Annotated in this window: 13 protein-coding genes, 1 tRNA gene and 2 pseudogenes; 8 read left to right on the top strand and 8 right to left on the bottom strand. The window is 40.9% G+C overall.

Features of this window, described 5'->3' with window-relative positions; translation table 11 throughout:
- Nucleotides 1-27: 27 nt before the first annotated feature.
- Both folE and FB6_RS08140 read left to right on the top strand, forming a co-directional pair.
- Nucleotides 28-576 carry a GTP cyclohydrolase I FolE gene (folE, locus tag FB6_RS08145; protein WP_174559560.1) on the top strand — a complete coding sequence of 183 codons (549 nt, stop codon included), beginning with the start codon at nt 28-30 and terminating at the stop codon, nt 574-576.
- 113 nt (nt 577-689) lie between these two features.
- Nucleotides 690-1049 carry a cupin domain-containing protein gene (locus FB6_RS08140; RefSeq protein ID WP_174559524.1) on the top strand — a complete coding sequence of 120 codons (360 nt, stop codon included), beginning with the start codon at nt 690-692 and terminating at the stop codon, nt 1047-1049.
- An 88-nt stretch (nt 1050-1137) separates the two neighbouring features.
- Here FB6_RS08140 and FB6_RS08135 read toward each other — a convergent pair whose 3' ends face one another.
- From FB6_RS08135 to hemE, 5 genes are all read right to left on the bottom strand, one after another.
- On the bottom strand, nt 1138-2514 hold the full coding sequence (locus FB6_RS08135) for a diguanylate cyclase (RefSeq protein WP_174559523.1): 1377 nt from the start codon (nt 2512-2514) through the stop codon (nt 1138-1140).
- Between the two features lie 116 nt (nt 2515-2630).
- Nucleotides 2631-4514 carry an Lnb N-terminal periplasmic domain-containing protein gene (locus tag FB6_RS08130; RefSeq protein WP_174559522.1) on the bottom strand — a complete coding sequence of 628 codons (1884 nt, stop codon included), beginning with the start codon at nt 4512-4514 and terminating at the stop codon, nt 2631-2633.
- Nucleotides 4515-4599: 85 nt separating this feature from the next.
- On the bottom strand, nt 4600-5070 hold the full coding sequence (locus tag FB6_RS08125; protein WP_174559521.1) for a DUF3015 family protein: 471 nt from the start codon (nt 5068-5070) through the stop codon (nt 4600-4602).
- A gap of 148 nt (nt 5071-5218) precedes the next feature.
- Nucleotides 5219-6022 (bottom strand): DUF817 family protein, encoded by an 804-nt coding sequence (locus tag FB6_RS08120; RefSeq protein ID WP_174559559.1) that lies wholly within the window; start codon nt 6020-6022, stop codon nt 5219-5221.
- 39 nt (nt 6023-6061) lie between these two features.
- On the bottom strand, nt 6062-7132 hold the full coding sequence (hemE, locus tag FB6_RS08115; RefSeq protein WP_174559520.1) for a uroporphyrinogen decarboxylase: 1071 nt from the start codon (nt 7130-7132) through the stop codon (nt 6062-6064).
- A 203-nt stretch (nt 7133-7335) separates the two neighbouring features.
- Here hemE and FB6_RS08110 point away from each other — a divergent pair, with 203 nt between their 5' ends.
- The 3 genes from FB6_RS08110 to FB6_RS08100 all read left to right on the top strand — a co-directional run bounded on the left by FB6_RS08110 (nt 7336) and on the right by FB6_RS08100 (nt 10780).
- Entirely contained in the window at nt 7336-8574 is a 1239-nt protein-coding gene (locus tag FB6_RS08110) for a L,D-transpeptidase family protein (RefSeq protein ID WP_174559519.1), read from the top strand.
- Between the two features lie 193 nt (nt 8575-8767).
- Nucleotides 8768-9466, top strand: coding sequence for a pirin family protein (locus FB6_RS08105; protein ID WP_174559518.1), 699 nt, complete (start codon nt 8768-8770; stop codon nt 9464-9466).
- 342 nt (nt 9467-9808) lie between these two features.
- Nucleotides 9809-10780 (top strand): methyltransferase, encoded by a 972-nt coding sequence (locus tag FB6_RS08100; protein WP_174559517.1) that lies wholly within the window; start codon nt 9809-9811, stop codon nt 10778-10780.
- A 408-nt stretch (nt 10781-11188) separates the two neighbouring features.
- On the opposite strand, the gene FB6_RS16555 is transcribed toward FB6_RS08100, so the two are convergent.
- Nucleotides 11189-11668 (bottom strand): hypothetical protein, encoded by a 480-nt coding sequence (locus FB6_RS16555; protein WP_254592212.1) that lies wholly within the window; start codon nt 11666-11668, stop codon nt 11189-11191.
- On the opposite strand from FB6_RS16555, the pseudogene FB6_RS08090 reads away from it, so the two are divergent.
- The 3 genes and pseudogenes from FB6_RS08090 (at nt 11653) to FB6_RS08080 (ending at nt 13836) form a co-directional block, all read left to right on the top strand.
- Nucleotides 11653-12584, top strand: a pseudogene (locus tag FB6_RS08090) (IS5 family transposase). The gene FB6_RS16555 and the pseudogene FB6_RS08090 overlap by 16 nt on opposite strands.
- A gap of 54 nt (nt 12585-12638) precedes the next feature.
- Nucleotides 12639-13094 (top strand): annotated as a pseudogene (locus FB6_RS08085) (3-oxoacid CoA-transferase subunit A); the annotation flags it as partial.
- Nucleotides 13095-13161: 67 nt separating this feature from the next.
- Complete coding sequence (locus FB6_RS08080; RefSeq protein WP_174559516.1) at nt 13162-13836, top strand: 3-oxoacid CoA-transferase subunit B; 675 nt, start codon at nt 13162-13164, stop codon at nt 13834-13836.
- Nucleotides 13837-13973: 137 nt separating this feature from the next.
- Here FB6_RS08080 and FB6_RS08075 read toward each other — a convergent pair.
- Both FB6_RS08075 and FB6_RS08070 read right to left on the bottom strand, forming a co-directional pair.
- Nucleotides 13974-14063, bottom strand: a tRNA-Ser gene (locus FB6_RS08075).
- 97 nt (nt 14064-14160) lie between these two features.
- Entirely contained in the window at nt 14161-16194 is a 2034-nt protein-coding gene (locus tag FB6_RS08070; RefSeq protein ID WP_174559515.1) for an NADPH-dependent 2,4-dienoyl-CoA reductase, read from the bottom strand.
- Nucleotides 16195-16251 lie beyond the last annotated feature (57 nt).

The following is a 16251-nucleotide window of genomic DNA, read 5'->3' as shown; positions in this document are numbered from 1 at the left end:
CAGTGTAAGTGAACACGTATTATGTCTATGCAGCAATCCTACACCAACATTTTGACTGCCGTTGGTGAAGATCTTAATCGTCCTGGTCTAAAAGATACGCCCATGCGTGCTGCTAAAGCTTTTTCGTATTTAACGTCTGGTTATAGCAAAACTCTGGAAGAAGTGACCAATAATGCGGTCTTCCCTTCCGATAACCGCGAAATGGTGCTGGTTAAAAATATCGAGTTCTATTCACTCTGCGAACATCATTTATTGCCGTTTTACGGTCGTGTGCATATTGCCTATCTACCTGAAGGTAATGTTTTGGGTTTATCCAAGTTTGCACGTATTACTGAAATGTTTGCACGTCGTTTGCAAATTCAGGAAAACCTGACTCAGCAAATTGCCGAAGCTGTGGCTGAAGTCACCAAAGCACGTGGTGTTGCGGTAATGATTGATTCTGCACATATGTGTATGATGATGCGAGGTGTGGGCAAACAGGAATCGACTACTCGTACGGTTTCTTTTGTAGGTGATTTCAAAACCAATAAAGATGAACGCCGTGAATTCTTGGCGGCTTTGCCTGAAAGCCTCTAAGATTTAGGTTGTAAAAAGCCTCAATAGATATTGAGGCTTTTTTTATGTGTGGTTAAATATACTGCAAAAATTGATACATCCCTGATTGAAGCACATATATTTTAGGATCGCTTATGTCGCAAATTCTGTTAGCAGGTCACGGTTTAACGCAAGCTGAAAAATCAATTGATTACCCTCGTCCTGATCGTTTAGTGCAAGGCAATCCTAAACGCGAAACCTATAGTCTGTATGAACATCCGCATATGGATTGTGGCTTCTGGCACTGTGAAGTAGGTGCCTGGAATATTCAGTTTGCAGCTAACAAACAGGAATTCTTTCAAGTAATTGAAGGTGTCGTCCGTATTCATGACCAAGCCACTGGGACCTATATTGAAGTGACTGCTGGTAATGCCGGGATTATTCCACCTGCTTTTGTGGGCAGCTTCGAAGTCGTTGAAGCAGTAAAAAAATATTACGTTGTGGTTGAAGCTTGATCCTTGGTAAATTTGAATCCTTTGACATTTACTCATAAAAAAACTCCCACATTGAAGGGAGTTATATTTTGGGACTTGCTTTAACAGCTTAGACACTGGATAAATGCTTTGTTACCTGAATGCAATTTCGCCCATTATTTTTTGCAGCATACAAGGCATGATCAGCAGCATCAAGGAAACGTTGATAATCCGGATGCCCATCATATAGTACACAGCCAACACTTACTGTGAAGCTAAATTGCTGGCCTTGCGTAGTACGAATTAAGCCATGCTCAATATAATTGCGAATGTCTTCTGCAATAGTCATTGCACGACATAATTCAGTATCCACCAACAGTAACAAAAATTCTTCACCACCAATTCGGAACGCATAGTCACTGCCCTGACTATAACGCTGCAAGGCTTCTGCAATAAATTTCAGTGCCAAATCCCCTGCGGCATGACCAAATTTATCATTGATGGTTTTAAAATAATCAGCATCAAAAGCCAATAAAGACAATGGTGTCTGATTCTGCCGCGCAAAAGTAATTTCGCGTGACACAATGGTATTTAAATAGCGACGGTTCAATAACTGGGTTAAGGAATCATTCCCCGATTCAATATATTCTGCCACTTGGAACAACTGATCAACCAAATGCTGAATTTCGCGGTTTAATTCACGAATGCTTTGAATCAGTACAAGAACCTGATCTTTTTCCAGTATCTGCATTGTTTGCTGAGTCAAAGCATCGACTTTATAAATACGATCAATAATGAGTTGAACTTGGTCAGAGCCTGAAAAAGCATAAGAGGCTTTATGAATAAACCACAAGCCAAATTCGGATTTGGAAAATAGTGGATGATAAAAGCCTAATTTGCCGGAAAAGATTTTAAACATCAGTTCATTTTCCCAATCCAGCAATGAACCTCGTTGTTTATCTTTATGTACCGCAACATCCTGCATCGCAGAAAATAAGCGATAGTTATGTTTATTTTCCTGATTTTTTTCTGTATTCGCCTCATAGGAACGACACATAATCTCGGTCGAGAAACCCATGATTTGTACGATATAACTACACAGGTGTAAATTATTTTGTTCTGTTTTTTTCTCTAATATTTCAAATATTTTACGTTCAATTTCACGCACTCCACGCATAATCAACCACGATGGAATACCAACTCTCGCATGAACCATGCCTACTTTTTGCTGACGTTTAACCGACTTATCATATTCAGCATTGAGTGCTACATGAAAAGTTTCCAGCAGCCATTTTCTCAGGGTATCAATCAGTCTTTTTTGAATGATGTCATCTTTGAAGAACTCGGCAGATTCCGGTTCTTTTGCCATATGCTCATAAAATACAGTGACTAAATGTTCTACATGATTCTCAATAAAGTTCAAAGCTGTTTGATGTTCGGCTTCAGTATATTGATCACAGATATTTTTCCAGGTCATACATAGACCTGCAATACATTCCTGATTCATAAGAGAGAAAACTGCAGAAGTTCAAAACTAAAGATAATACCTTGCTTTAATCGGTGAAAAAACATTTTTAAGTGATATTTCACTCAATAATTCTATTTATTATTAATTGTTTAGAATTAAAAGAAAAAAACATAGCTGAATTGAAATTTATCCCAGTTTTTTGAATTTTGCTGCTGATATTCATATCCTACACGTAAAGCATTTTGCTGATTGAACAAATACTGAATTTGACCGTCAAACTGCAGGTTCCATTGTTGTGAATCATCCCAGTACGGTAATTCGACCTGAATCAGGCTATTGATTTTATCCGACCAAATATTTTGGCAACCTAAGGTTGGCCCCATGCTGACACGCCAGCCTCGGTCTAAAGCCTTGCCGGCTTGAAGTTGCATTTGTGTCTGAACATAACATAACTGGCTACGTTCCTGATTGGCCCAGCTATAGCCCGTTTGTACTTTGAGTTCAGCAACGCCATGCTGCTTGGTTTCACTAAATTGCCCCTGATCTAACGATGCCTGTTGCCAACCGAAATTAAATCCCCAACTGAGTGGTGTTTTAAATGGAGTCACCGGGTTATAAGAGTTCACCGAAAGAAAATCAAAATGATTGAGTTTAAACTGATCCTCTCGGTACTGGATTGATCCATCCCAAAAAAGTAACTGGGTACCGGTCCGAAAACCTCCTTGCGGATCAATCAGGTCATGATAAGCCTGTCGGTGTCCCAGCTCGACAAACTTTTCACCCTGCACTTCCCCGATATTGACCGAAAAATGACGGGCATCATGGGCTTGGGTGGGGTCGACTTTAGGGCGTACAGGTTCTTGGCGCTGTTTTTCTAGATCAATTTCACTGCGTAAACTTAATAACTGACGTAACCGTGACTGGGCAAAACTTGGCTCAACTTTACGCCCGATGAACTGTAGATATAAATCATCATAGGCCATTTCCAGAATTTTGGCGCGCTCCGCACCCTGATAGCTTTGCAAGATGTTTGGCATATCCTGAAGTTCAGCAAAGGCAAGCTGGTGTGCTACTTTGGCCAGGCTATGACCATGCTGTTTGGCTTGAGATAAAAGCTGGGTTTCCAGTGCCGGACGATAGACAATTTCCTGAACTAAACCCTGCTGCTCAATAGCTTTAATGGTTTCAACTGGAATGGCTGCAACTTTAAATTGCCGTTTTAGATTCATTTCAGGACGAACCAGATCGATTAAACCCAGTAAGCGGTAGGCACAGTTATCACTGACGAAATAATAAGGAAAAGTCACATGCTTCATTTCCCAAATATGCTGCACCAAAAAGCGGGTTTCGTCTGGAGTTAGACTGAGTTCATATTCCCACAAGTCCCGGCTTTCCAAGTCGCCATATTCTTTGACCTTACGGTAATACGGCATTAGGGAATATTCACCCGGATATTTCCCGGTTAATCCCTTCAATGCAAAAGACCAGCTTTCACCATCTGTCACTGTCGCTGCATAGTTCACCGCATAAGAGATTAAATTGAGTTGTTTTTGATTTTCAGGGTCCAGACGCAATAAGGTATGACCAAACATGGAACTCGGATTGCCCATAAAATCGGTTGCATAGATTAATGTAGCTTTATAGGGTTTGATCTGTCCAAGCCAATTATCCAGTTCCGGACAAGAGATAACTGGCAGCTGCTGCTGTGAAATATTCAGTTGCTGGATGAGCCACTGGCTGCGTGCCGGGAAACGGCAACGCACCGATTGATTTGGTTCTGCGGTTTGAAACAATGCCTGAATATTGGCCTGTACTTCCTGTTTTAAATCGGTTTTGCCATTGGGCGATAAGAAATAGCCACTATAACTGACTTCACTTTGCCCTTTTTCATTGGCATACATCAGCCTTTGCCAAGTGATGTCCTGTTCTAGTTTTTGTTGTTCTGCCTGATCGATATAGCGTTGAACTATTGGGGAGTTTTCTGCCGAATAAGCAACGTTAGAGAACATTAAAGTAAAAACTAAAGCGAGTGGTTTCATGCAATTCGGATATTTATGTTTTATTTAATAAGAAATTTTAAATAAGAAAAACCCCGTCAGAGTGACAGGGTTTTGCGATCAGGTCTTATACGTAGGCTTTAAGCACTTCATCTTTAGCCATTACAGCTTGTAAAGATGCCAGCACTTGTAGCGAATCGTGATTTTCTGCTGAATAAATTTTAGAGAAATTCTGTTTAGATACAGCAAAGAAACGTGCTTTATCTTGCGCTTTAATATTTAGAAGTTCGGCTAGTACATTTAGGTTTTCCCCCTCACCTACTGCCATATCACGTGCCAAAGCTTCTGAATTTTCATTGGTGAATGTTACTGCCTGTGCAGTTACTGTACCTGTACCGCTACAACCTAAAGTACCAAAGGTGATACCGAATAACTGGTTGGCAAAAAGACCATTGGTTGTTGCAGCAAGAATTTTAGGGGCTTTGCCTGATTGGCCTGCCCAAACTTGTGAACCAATACCACAGCCCGCATCTTTATCTGCAAATGCAGCTGTGGAACCTAGTGCTACAACTGCAGCTAAAGCTAATTTCTTCAACATAACACTTCTCCAGACTCGATTATTTCCGAGTATTTTTTATTGTTCCAATTGTGTGCAAAATAACCTGCACACTTGTAAGATAACTGCAACATGATCTGAACGCAAAACAATTTACATTAAAGATTACGATTATTTTTCATACAAAAAATCATTGTTTATTTTTGAGCTGCCAAAAGCCTTGCTCACTTCGATGCCCCAATATTTTTAAGACCAGCACCAAACTCAAAAGAAGCAACAAATACCATGAACCCAGCTTAGCCCAACCAACCATGTGCCAAGCATCCACCTGGCTAGGATACAACCAGATTTTGTAAAAGGTACTGATATTTTCCGCAATCCAGATTATAAAGGCCAAAATCATTAACACTGGAAGCATAGGCAGTTGCAGCTGATGTTGCTGCAGTTGAAAGCGGATTTTAGTTTTCCAAAAAATGATTACACTCCAAGCGAAGAGTATCAGGCGTATATCTGGAACAAAAAATTTGCTCATGAAGTTGATATAGGAAAACACTGCTAAAGCCAGCATATTGCTGAAACTTGGCAGTTTCTCAAATGACACTTGATACAGTCTGAGTGAACGTGCAAAAAAACTACCAACCGCGGAATACATAAATCCAGCAAATAAAGGGACGGTCAGGATTTTAAAAACGGCCGGCTGAGGGTACTGCCAGGATGCAATCTGTGGATGAGTCAGGAAGATTTCCATCCCCATGGCCATAATATGAAACAAGGCAATTACCCTAGCTTCAGCCCAAGATTCTAATTTTAAATACAGCAAACAGGCCTGAATGGTAAGTGCGTAGAACAACAGGTAATCATAACGGAAAAAACCGTAAAACTCCTGACTGCCCATAGATGCCGTAACTACAAATGCAATCAGTAACAGTATCCCAAATAAGGCAGCCGAAGCTGCCTTAAATGAGAACTCAAAACATGATTTAAAAATACTGATCAAGGTTGAATCCTAAAAAATGAGTTGACTCACAAGCACTTAAAGATATCTAGCACTGTATTCATGTACTGTATCAATAAACACTTTAGGATTCGCAGGATCGACCCATTGGGTAATACCATGACCTAAATTAGCGACATAACCTGTTTTTTCACCATTTGCATAAGCATCATCCAACATGGCTTTGGTGGCTTTTTCAATGGATGCCGCTGTACCATATAAAGTTGCAGGATCGAGATTGCCTTGTAATGCAGCACGACCATTGATGGTTTGACGTGCCACATTTAAAGGTGTGGTCCAATCCAGACCAAAAGCATCTGCACCAGTGGCTACCATCGGCTCAAGCCACTGACCACCACCTTTGGTGAATAAAATCACAGGAACTTTACGACCATTTTTTTCACGTTTTAAACCAGCCACAATTTTTTGCATGTAGTTTAGTGAAAATTCGATATATTCACGATGCGCCAGCGCCCCACCCCAACTATCAAAAATCTGTACAGCTTCTGCACCTGCATCAATTTGTGCATTTAAGTAATCAATCACGGCGATTGCCAGTCGATCAAGCAAGGCATGCAGGACTTCAGGCTGTGCATACATCATCTGTTTGGTGAAACGGAAGTCTTTACTGGAACCACCTTCTATCATATAAGTTGCCAATGTCCACGGACTACCTGAAAAACCAATCAATGGTACTTGTCCCCCCAAAGCTGAATGAATAGTACTGACTGCATTCATCACATAATCAAGATCAGATTTGGCATTAAAATTAGGCAAGTTTGCGACATCTTGCTCGGTACGGATGGTTTTATGGAATTTAGGACCTTCGCCTGCTTCAAAATACAGGCCTAAACCCAAAGCATCGGGCACAGTTAAAATATCTGAAAATAGAATAGCTGCGTCCAGATCATAACGGCGCAAAGGTTGTAATGTCACTTCACAGGCAAAATCGTTGTTTTTGCATAAGGAAAGAAAATCGCCTGCTTTAGCACGTGTTTCACGATATTCAGGCAAATAACGTCCCGCTTGACGCATCATCCAAACTGGTGTGGTATCTACAGGCTCACGTAATAAAGCGCGCAGAAAACGATCGTTTTTTAGAGTCGTCATTCACTTTCCCATCTCATTTTTAATCTTCGAACCATCATAACAAAAAGGTCTAAAATTTAGTAACTTCTCTTGCAGCAAAAAAACGATCGCTGTAAATGTAAAATAATTTTTACACAAAACAAATACTGCATCTCCTCATTTTTTCTGCAATACTTGCGTAGTTTTATCACATAGTTAATGAATAATTCTTAAGGTTGAATTACATGTTCGTTCGCACATTACTCGCCATGAGTTTAAGTTGCATGTTTGCGGGTACTACTTTCGCCGCATCTACTGCTGAACAACCATTAAATCCTAAAAAGATTGCCAATACTGCAGTGCAAGATCCGATTGATCCACTTGCTACAGACGCAGCGTCAGGTGCTGCAAGCACTGCGAATACGCAGATTACGCCTCAAGAACAACATGATTTGAACAAGGCTTCGCAAACATTGGAAAATCTTCAAGAAACTGAAGATAATAATGCTGCAATTGGTGCTGCTCCTACAACTAAAACACTGAGCACACCATCAACGAATACCTCTGCTGCAGCTAAGGCATCTTGGACATTAGATGGTCTAAATAATGCGGCATGGTATGAAAATATTGGTAAAGGTCAATTCCCGGTTTATGCACGTGCGCATGTCATGTTAAACAATGCCCACGCTTCTCCAGGTGCAATTGATGGTGCAAGTGGTAAAAATACCCTGAAAGCGATTGCATCCTTCCAGCAAATTAATGGTATCAAACCAACAGGTATTTTAACGCAAGAGACATGGGATGCCTTGATTGCTCGTCAAGGCTCTAAACCGACCTTTATTGAATACACTTTGACCGATGCAGACCTTAAAGGTCCTTATGCGGCATCTATTCCACACGATTATGCATTACAAGCCAAAATGAAAGGCCTGTATTACACCAGCGTAACTGAAATGTTAGGTGAAAAATTCCACATGGATGAAGACTTTTTGAAAAAGTTAAATCCTAAGGCAAGCTTCAAAAAAGCTGGCGAGAAAATTATCGTTGCCAATATCCGTAATGAAGTCCCTGAAGATATTCACCTGATTGTTGCGCATAAAGGCGCTAAACAATTATACCTATTCAATAGCCGAAACCAGATGATTGGATCATTCCCTGCTACGATTGGTAGTTCAGACACTCCATCACCTACAGGTACGTATAAAGTGACTGGTGTAGCGCAAAACCCATGGTACAGCTACTCACCAAGTAACTTCATACAAGGTAACAACACTAAACCACTTTCTTTACCACCAGGTCCAAATGCTCCTGTTGGAAACATCTGGATTGGTTTAAGCAAAAAATCATTTGGTATTCACGGTACACCAAACCCATCGGCTATTTCTAAAACTGCATCACACGGTTGTATTCGTTTGACCAACTGGGATGCCAATGATTTAGGCAAAAAAGTGAAATCAGGTGTAACGGTTAAATTCTTAGAATAATCCCTTTACGCTGCATCAAGAAAAGCCTGCATCTATTGCAGGCTTTTTTATAAACTGCTGTTTTAACATGATTGACATCATCCAATAATATCGTTGCAAAAATAGGATGATTTGTTGCCGTTTTATGATTTCTATGTCATTTTCAAACCATTAAAATAAGCCCATGTTTAAAAATAATGATAGGAGCATCAACATGAATGCTTTTTTACATCCGAGTGAAAACCGTGGTCACGTGAAAATGGGCTGGCTGGAATCTAAACACAGCTTCTCATTTGGCAGCTGGTACAATCCAAAACTCATGGGCGTCAGCGCGCTGCGCGTGATTAATGATGACATCATTGCGGCACATGAAGGCTTTGGTCAGCACCCGCATGACAATATGGAAATCCTGACTTGTGTACTCAAAGGTACGATTACTCACAAAGACAGCATGGGCAACCACGGCGGTATTTCTGCTGGGGAATGGCAGCTGATGAGTGCTGGTACCGGTGTTCGCCACAGTGAAATGAACCAAGGTGATGAAGATGTGCAGCTCTTGCAAATCTGGATCATTCCGAATGAACGTGATGCAGCGCCTACTTACCAACAGATCAAATGTGATCCGCGCGAACAGCCTGATCAATGGCATCTGATTGTGGGTCCCAATGAAAATGCGCCTATGCATATTCTCCAGCAAGCCGAAGTGAAAACTGCAGTCATTACGCAAGGTAACAGTTTAGAGATTGCAGCAACCCAGCATATTAACTATGTGCATGTTATTTCTGGCAGCGTGCAAATTGCAGAGCATACAGTAGAAGCTGGCGGCGCAATTGCTTTCCTGGACGCCGGTCAGATTGAAGCGCTGGAAGATGCGCAAGTGATCTGGTTTGATTTGCCTGAAGTTCAAGCCTAAGGCGATTTATTATAAAGCGCTTATAAATTATTGTTTATAAACCCTGTACCGAGATGATGATACTAAAATTGTCATCCCGGTTTTTTAATTTTCTCTTTAATTATTAATTTACAAAAAAGCATTGAGTCAGCTGGCATCATCCATACAAGAAAAATATAAATTAAACCAATCTCCCTCATATTTTTACTTAAAAAAACCGTCTATTAGGCGAATATCAAATGATCTATTTTCAAAAATTCAAGCACAACTCAATCCTGCGAAATATAAGCATGGCACGCTAAAAAGGTGAATAAAACTTATAGCACTACACTTGTTTTTAAATAATCAGAAGAGAAAATCTATATGAACCAAATTTTAAATATAGAAACTGACCAGCAACAGGCTTTGCTTTTATTATTGAACTTTTTAAAACAACAAGACTATCAGTTTACTGCTATAACGCCACTTTCTCATCAACGCATTTTGGCCCGAAAAAGTCAGTTAACAAACCAGAAAATGACATTACAGGATATCTTCGGCTGGAATCTTGCATTTGCAGAAACGGATCTTGATCCGGAGCTTTTTGCGCTATTAAAAGAAAATCAGCTTCTTCGTATTCAATATGGTCAATACCTCAGTCTTGTTCGGGTCGCGTCACTCGATCACGATTTATTTATTCATTCTAGTTTCCCCACCATAGAACAAGATTCTGTATTTTTTGGCCCGGATACCTATCGCTTTACATATCATCTGCAACAGTTTTTGGCAGCTCGCTCTCATTCATTTAAACGTGCTGTGGAATTGTGTTGTGGCACTTCAGCTGCGGCAATTCAGCTGGCAAAATCTGTTCCAAACATCAAAGAAATCATCGTGGCTGATCTGAATCCCAAGGCCCTATTTTATAGTCAAATCAATGCAAACTTTGCAGGTTTAAAGTATATCGCTCCCATTTACAGCAATTTATTTGATCATCTTGATGGACCATTTGACCTTATTTTTGCCAATCCGCCTTATTTGATTGATGCTGATCAGAGACAATATCGTCATGGAGGTAATCAAATGGACGGCTGTGAACTGTCATTTAGAATCATTCAAGAAGGTATTGAGCGGCTGAATCCTCAAGGTTGCCTATTTTTATATACAGGTGTGGCTATTCGGCCAGACAGTCATCCCTTTTTAGAACAGCTTGAAAAGTTGATGGTATCCAAAGCAAATGTAAGCTGGACTTATGAAGAAATTGATCCCGATGTGTTTGGCGAAGAATTAGATCAACCAGCTTATCAGCATATTGAACGCATAGCTTTGGTTTTGGTGAAGGTGGAATTACGGGTTTAGGAAAAATGATATTCTGAATATTATTTTACCCCCCCACAGTTAGTGAAAATATTTTGCAAAAAATACACGGTTTTCTTGTCGTTTTTGAAGATCAATGCTTTACCACTGTTTTTACGCGACCTACAAGTTCAATTGCTTGTTCAGTAAAACCTATTTTAGCAAGTGGTATAATTTCTAATGTAATTGTCTCAATAGCATTTCTTTCTTCATGTTCGAATCATTTCATATCTTTATATAATAAATACATGATTCAATTTTTTCATAATTTTGTTATTTTGAAAAAATTGAATCATTTTATCTAGAGTTTCATTCCATTGTATAAATGAATAATATTTGATAGATGTTGATCCAAATTAGAAATTTCATTTTGAGAAGTTTTACTTTCCAGTTTTTAGGAACACTATATTTTTATCTCCATGACTTCGATATTTGTTTAAACTGATCGTCTTGAATAATGTAATAAACAGTTTCACATTCTTCCTGATTACCATAGCGACTACCAATTGCAATGATTAAAACGCTATTCTTTTGGTACAAAATATCGTTTGCAGTAAAACCATCCTTTTTATTATAGCAATCAACAAATGTATTTGGTAATACTGCACTTTTACCCGTTTTAGCATTATAAGCCAAGGCTAAACTACATCCTCCACCACATCCTATGGTTTGCATTACATATTGTCCTGCAAAATTCGGTTTTTGTTGCACCATTTCCTTAAATAAAGTTCGATACTTTCGACTTTCACGATTCAGCTTTAATGGTTGATTTTTTCCATTATAATTTTTTGCAGGATAATCTTTAAATTGCAGATTTAAAGGGCTTTGTTGCACAAAGCTATTCTTGAAGGCTTCTTCAGCAATATAATTTCCAGATGAAGAAGCCTGCACCTAAAATCTACCGTACAACCAATTGGTCCTCGTATAACCAAGCTTTAATCAAGCGAGGGAATATTTCAATCTGGTTTGATCCAAAGACCCAATGGTATGCACAACCACAAGGCAAGCACGGACGAAATCAAACTTATTCCGATACAGCGATTCAATGCTGTTTAATGATCAAATCTCTATTCCGTCTTTCTTTACGTATGGTCACTGGCTTTGCTCAAAGCCTGATTAAACTCAGTGGCTTGAATTGGACAGCACCAGATTACTCCACCCTCTGTAGACGACAAAAGCATATTGATATTGCGATAAGCTATCAGAAAAGTCGTGATGGGTTACACCTACTCGTCGACTCTATGGGTTTAAAATTTTTAGGTGAAGGCGAATGGAAGCGTAAGAAACATCAGCCTGAATACCGTCGGCAATGGCGTAAACTGCTTATTGCTATAGATGCTAAAACACTGCAAATACGTGCTATTCAGCTTACGACAAATAATGTCAGTGATTCCAAGTACTAGGTGATTTATTGGATCGAATCCCACTATATGAGCGAATAGATTCTGTCTATATCGATGGGGCGTACGACACGAAGTGCAGCAGACAATTGATTTCAGATCGTCAAGCACATGCAGTAATTCCACCCAGAAAGAATGCCAAGCCCTGGAAAGATTCTAAAATCAGTTCAATAGTACGAAATGAGTTACTTCAAGCGGTTAAACATTTAGGCAGAACCCTATGGAAAAAATGGTCGGGCTATCACCGTCGCAGTTTGGTGGAAACCAAGATATATTGCATCAAATTATTAGGAGATAAGCTGATGGCAAGACATTTTCAAAGTCAGGTCAATGAAATTCATGCACGTGTGGCAGTTCTGAATAGATTTACGGAATTAGGTAGACCTCACACCCAAGTTGTCACTTAAATTTGAATGGATTGGGGAAAACTCAGCTTTTGAATGTTTATGCAACAAAGCCCAGGCCGTGTAAAAAAAATGATCTGCTCTTTCCCTCGCCAGTCAGACTCATGGGTATTTGATGAATTATATCGGGCAGGAAAAATTAAGCTTGAACTGGTGCCACAGGGTAATCTTGCCTGCCGCATTCAAGCCGCAGGCATGGGTTTAGGTGCTGTATTTACCCCTACAGGTTATGGGACTTTACTTGCAGAAGGTAAAGAAACGCGCCATATCGATGGCAAAGACTATGTACTGGAACTTCTAATTAAAGCAGATTTTGCCCTGATTAAAGCGCATCAAGGCGACCGTTGGGGCAATCTGGTCTACAACAAATCAGCACGGAATTTCGGTCCGATTATGGCTATGGCTGCGGCAACGACCATCGTTCAAGTTTCGGAAGTGGTTGAATTGGGAGCACTCAATCCTGAGCATATCGTCACACCGGGCATTTTCGTTCAGCACATTGTGCAGTGCTAATGCCTGCCCTTTACATAAAATGCATGACTTTAATATTAAGTAAAATTTTTGAATAAATGGAATAAAAATGACCTATCAAAAATTAAGCCGTGATCAGATTGCGGAACGTGTTGCGCAGGATATTCCAGACGGTTCATACGTGAATCTGGGCATTGGTGTTCCAACACGCATTGCTAAGTATCTTCCCAAAGATAAAGAAATTTTTCTGCATTCTGAAAATGGTTTACTGGCTTTTGGCCCACCGCCGCAACAAGGTGAAGAAGACTCAGACCTGATTAATGCTGGCAAAGAGTTTGTCACCATGCTCACTGGCGGCAGTTATTTCCATCATGGAGATTCTTTTGCCATGATGCGTGGCGGACATTTAGATATCTGTGTGCTCGGGGCTTTCCAAATTGCGGCTAATCGTGACCTTGCAAATTGGCATACCGGCGCTGCAGATGCCATCCCTGCCGTTGGCGGTGCCATGGATTTAGCCGTAGGCGCAAAAAAAGTCTTTGTCACAACTGAGCACACCACTAAGCATGGCGAAGCCAAAATTGTCAAACAGCTCAGCTATCCTTTAACGGGCAAGCAATGTGTCGACCGAATTTATACAGATCTTTGTGTGATTGATGTTGATGCTGAAGGGCTTAAAGTCATTGAAATGGTTGAAGGATTAGATTTCGAGGAATTGCAGAAATTAACTGATGCTCCTCTTAAGAATCACTTAGGGAAGCAAGTTCCCAAACAGAATAGATGAGTGAGGACAAGATTTTTTGATTTAAAAAACAAAAATTTATACGGATTTAACAATATGGAAAAGTAAAAAAAAACTTATAATCAAGGAAATTTTTTAGCCATTAAAAAAGCCCCTGTTTTCACAGGGGCTTTTGAATTTGGCGGAAGCGGTGAGATTCGAACTCACGGAGGACTCGCACCCTCGTCGGTTTTCAAGACCGGTGCATTAAACCGCTCTGCCACGCTTCCATGTGCGCCATAATACGGATCTTTTTAAAAGCTGACAAGTAAAAATTACAACCAAACCATTCAAATGAATATTGTTTCACCAAATTCACTGTAAAAATCATAATTTGGCTGCTAATTCAGCACCTTCACGGATAGCACGCTTGGCATCCAGCTCTGCTGCCAGTTTTGCCCCGCCAATAATATGGTAATTTGCCAAAGTAAATTCATCTGCTGTTGGCATGATGTCTTTGACTGACTCCTGTCCTGCACATACCACCACAGTATCTACACGTAGCAGTTGATCGTGGCCATTGGTCTCAATCCATAAACCTTCATTGCTCACAGACTTATATTGCACGCCACGTAACATCTTCACCGCATGTTTTTTCAATTGTGCACGATGCACCCAGCCAGTGGTTTTTCCCAATCCCATTCCCAGTGGCGTAGTTTTACGCTGCAACAAATAGATCTCACGTACCGGATGATCAACTTCTGCCGCCTGCATGCCGCCTTCAGAGACATAATTTGGATTTGGATCAATCCCCCACTCACGCTGCCAGTCTGCAAGCGGTTGCGGTTGTGGCTGATGTTCCGGTTTTAACAAAAACTCAGACACATCAAAACCAATTCCGCCAGCACCAATCACGGCAACTCTATGACCGACTGCTGCTCCGCGTAATACTTCTGCATAGGACAATACCTGCGGTGCCTCACTGCCTTCAATTTTTAAACTACGAGGCACTACACCTGTTGCAACCACAACTTCATCAAAACCTTCGCGTTCTAGCTGTTCACGGTTGACCTTGGTATTTAATCGCAGTTCTACCCCGGTTTTTTCAATCTGGACTTTAAAATAACGGATGGTTTCGTGGAATTCTTCCTTCCCCGGAACCACTTTGGCCAAGTTAAACTGTCCACCCACCTCAGAAGCTGCTTCAAATAAAGTGACTTTATGACCACGACTGGCAGCCACGGTTGCAGCCGACATTCCTGCCACCCCACCACCGACCACAGCAATTTTTTTCGGTGTTTTGGTTTTGACATATACCAGTTCCGTTTCATAGGCCGCACGTGGATTGACCAGGCAGGTTGCACGCTGATTTTTAAAGGTATGATCTAAGCAGGCCTGATTACAGGCAATACAGGTGTTAATTTCATCCACCCGATTGGTGGCTGTTTTACTGACCCAGAAAGCATCGGCTAGCAGTGGTCGTGCCATTTGCACCATATCTGCTTTTCCAGCCGCCAAAATCGCTTCGGCTGTTTCAGGCATATTAATGCGGTTGGAGGCAATCACCGGAATAGCAACATGCTTTTTCACTTCAGCGGTGTAATCAGCAAATGCAGCTCGAGGGACAGAGGTTACAATGGTTGGAATACGTGCTTCATGCCAGCCAATTCCGGTATTGAGTAAAGTAACGCCGGCTTTTTCTAAGGCCTGAGCCACGGTAATGACTTCATCCATGGTATTGCCATCATGCACCAAATCCAGCATCGACAGGCGGAAACAGATAATAAATTTTTCACCAATTTTTTCACGAATGGCTTTTACAATTTCAACGGCAAAGCGCATGCGGTTTTCGATATCGCCGCCCCAGCGGTCATCACGCTGATTGACATGCCGGCTTAAAAACTGATTCAACAAATAGCCTTCAGAGCCCATGATTTCCACACCATCATAACCGGCTTTTTTAGCAATGCTGGCCGTGTGTGCATAATCTTCGATGGTATCTAAAATCTGCTTTTCACTCATTTGACGCGGCTTAAACGGTGAAATGGGCGATTTGATCGGGCTAGCAGAAACCACAAAAGGTTGATAACCATAACGTCCCGAATGCAAAATCTGCATCAAAATCTTGGCGCCATGCTTATGTACGGCATGCGTCACCAGACGGTGTGGTGCCACATCACCCAAAGAATTCATGGTACCACCAGCAGGCAATAACCAGCCTTGACGGTTGGGCGAAATCCCGCCGGTAATAATCAGTCCCACACCGCCTTTAGCACGTTCACCAAAATAGGCAGCCAGTTTCGGATAATTATAAAAACGGTCTTCCAGACCTGTATGCATAGAACCCATCACGACACGGTTTTTAATAGTCGTAAAGCCCAAATGTAGCGGTTTTAAAATATTTGCATAGCTAGTTGTCATGATGAATCCTTAATATATTGGCTTTGCAACTTGTTGCATATTACTTTACCTGTTTTT

The organism is Acinetobacter bouvetii (assembly GCF_902753875.1).
Lineage (GTDB): Bacteria > Pseudomonadota > Gammaproteobacteria > Pseudomonadales > Moraxellaceae > Acinetobacter > Acinetobacter bouvetii_A.
This window is presented reverse-complemented; position numbering and strand designations above follow the sequence as displayed.

Bases quoted from the DNA above. Each gene is read 5' to 3' on its own strand.
- folE (WP_174559560.1), top strand. From the start codon at position 28: ATGCAGCAATCCTACACCAACATTTTGACTGCCGTTGGTGAAGATCTT.
- FB6_RS08140 (WP_174559524.1), top strand. From the start codon at position 690: ATGTCGCAAATTCTGTTAGCAGGTCACGGTTTAACGCAAGCTGAAAAA.
- FB6_RS08135 (WP_174559523.1), bottom strand. From the start codon at position 2,514: ATGAATCAGGAATGTATTGCAGGTCTATGTATGACCTGGAAAAATATC.
- FB6_RS08130 (WP_174559522.1), bottom strand. From the start codon at position 4,514: ATGAAACCACTCGCTTTAGTTTTTACTTTAATGTTCTCTAACGTTGCT.
- FB6_RS08125 (WP_174559521.1), bottom strand. From the start codon at position 5,070: ATGTTGAAGAAATTAGCTTTAGCTGCAGTTGTAGCACTAGGTTCCACA.
- hemE (WP_174559520.1), bottom strand. From the start codon at position 7,132: ATGACGACTCTAAAAAACGATCGTTTTCTGCGCGCTTTATTACGTGAG.
- FB6_RS08110 (WP_174559519.1), top strand. From the start codon at position 7,336: ATGTTCGTTCGCACATTACTCGCCATGAGTTTAAGTTGCATGTTTGCG.
- FB6_RS08105 (WP_174559518.1), top strand. From the start codon at position 8,768: ATGAATGCTTTTTTACATCCGAGTGAAAACCGTGGTCACGTGAAAATG.
- FB6_RS08100 (WP_174559517.1), top strand. From the start codon at position 9,809: ATGAACCAAATTTTAAATATAGAAACTGACCAGCAACAGGCTTTGCTT.
- FB6_RS08080 (WP_174559516.1), top strand. From the start codon at position 13,162: ATGACCTATCAAAAATTAAGCCGTGATCAGATTGCGGAACGTGTTGCG.
- FB6_RS08070 (WP_174559515.1), bottom strand. From the start codon at position 16,194: ATGACAACTAGCTATGCAAATATTTTAAAACCGCTACATTTGGGCTTT.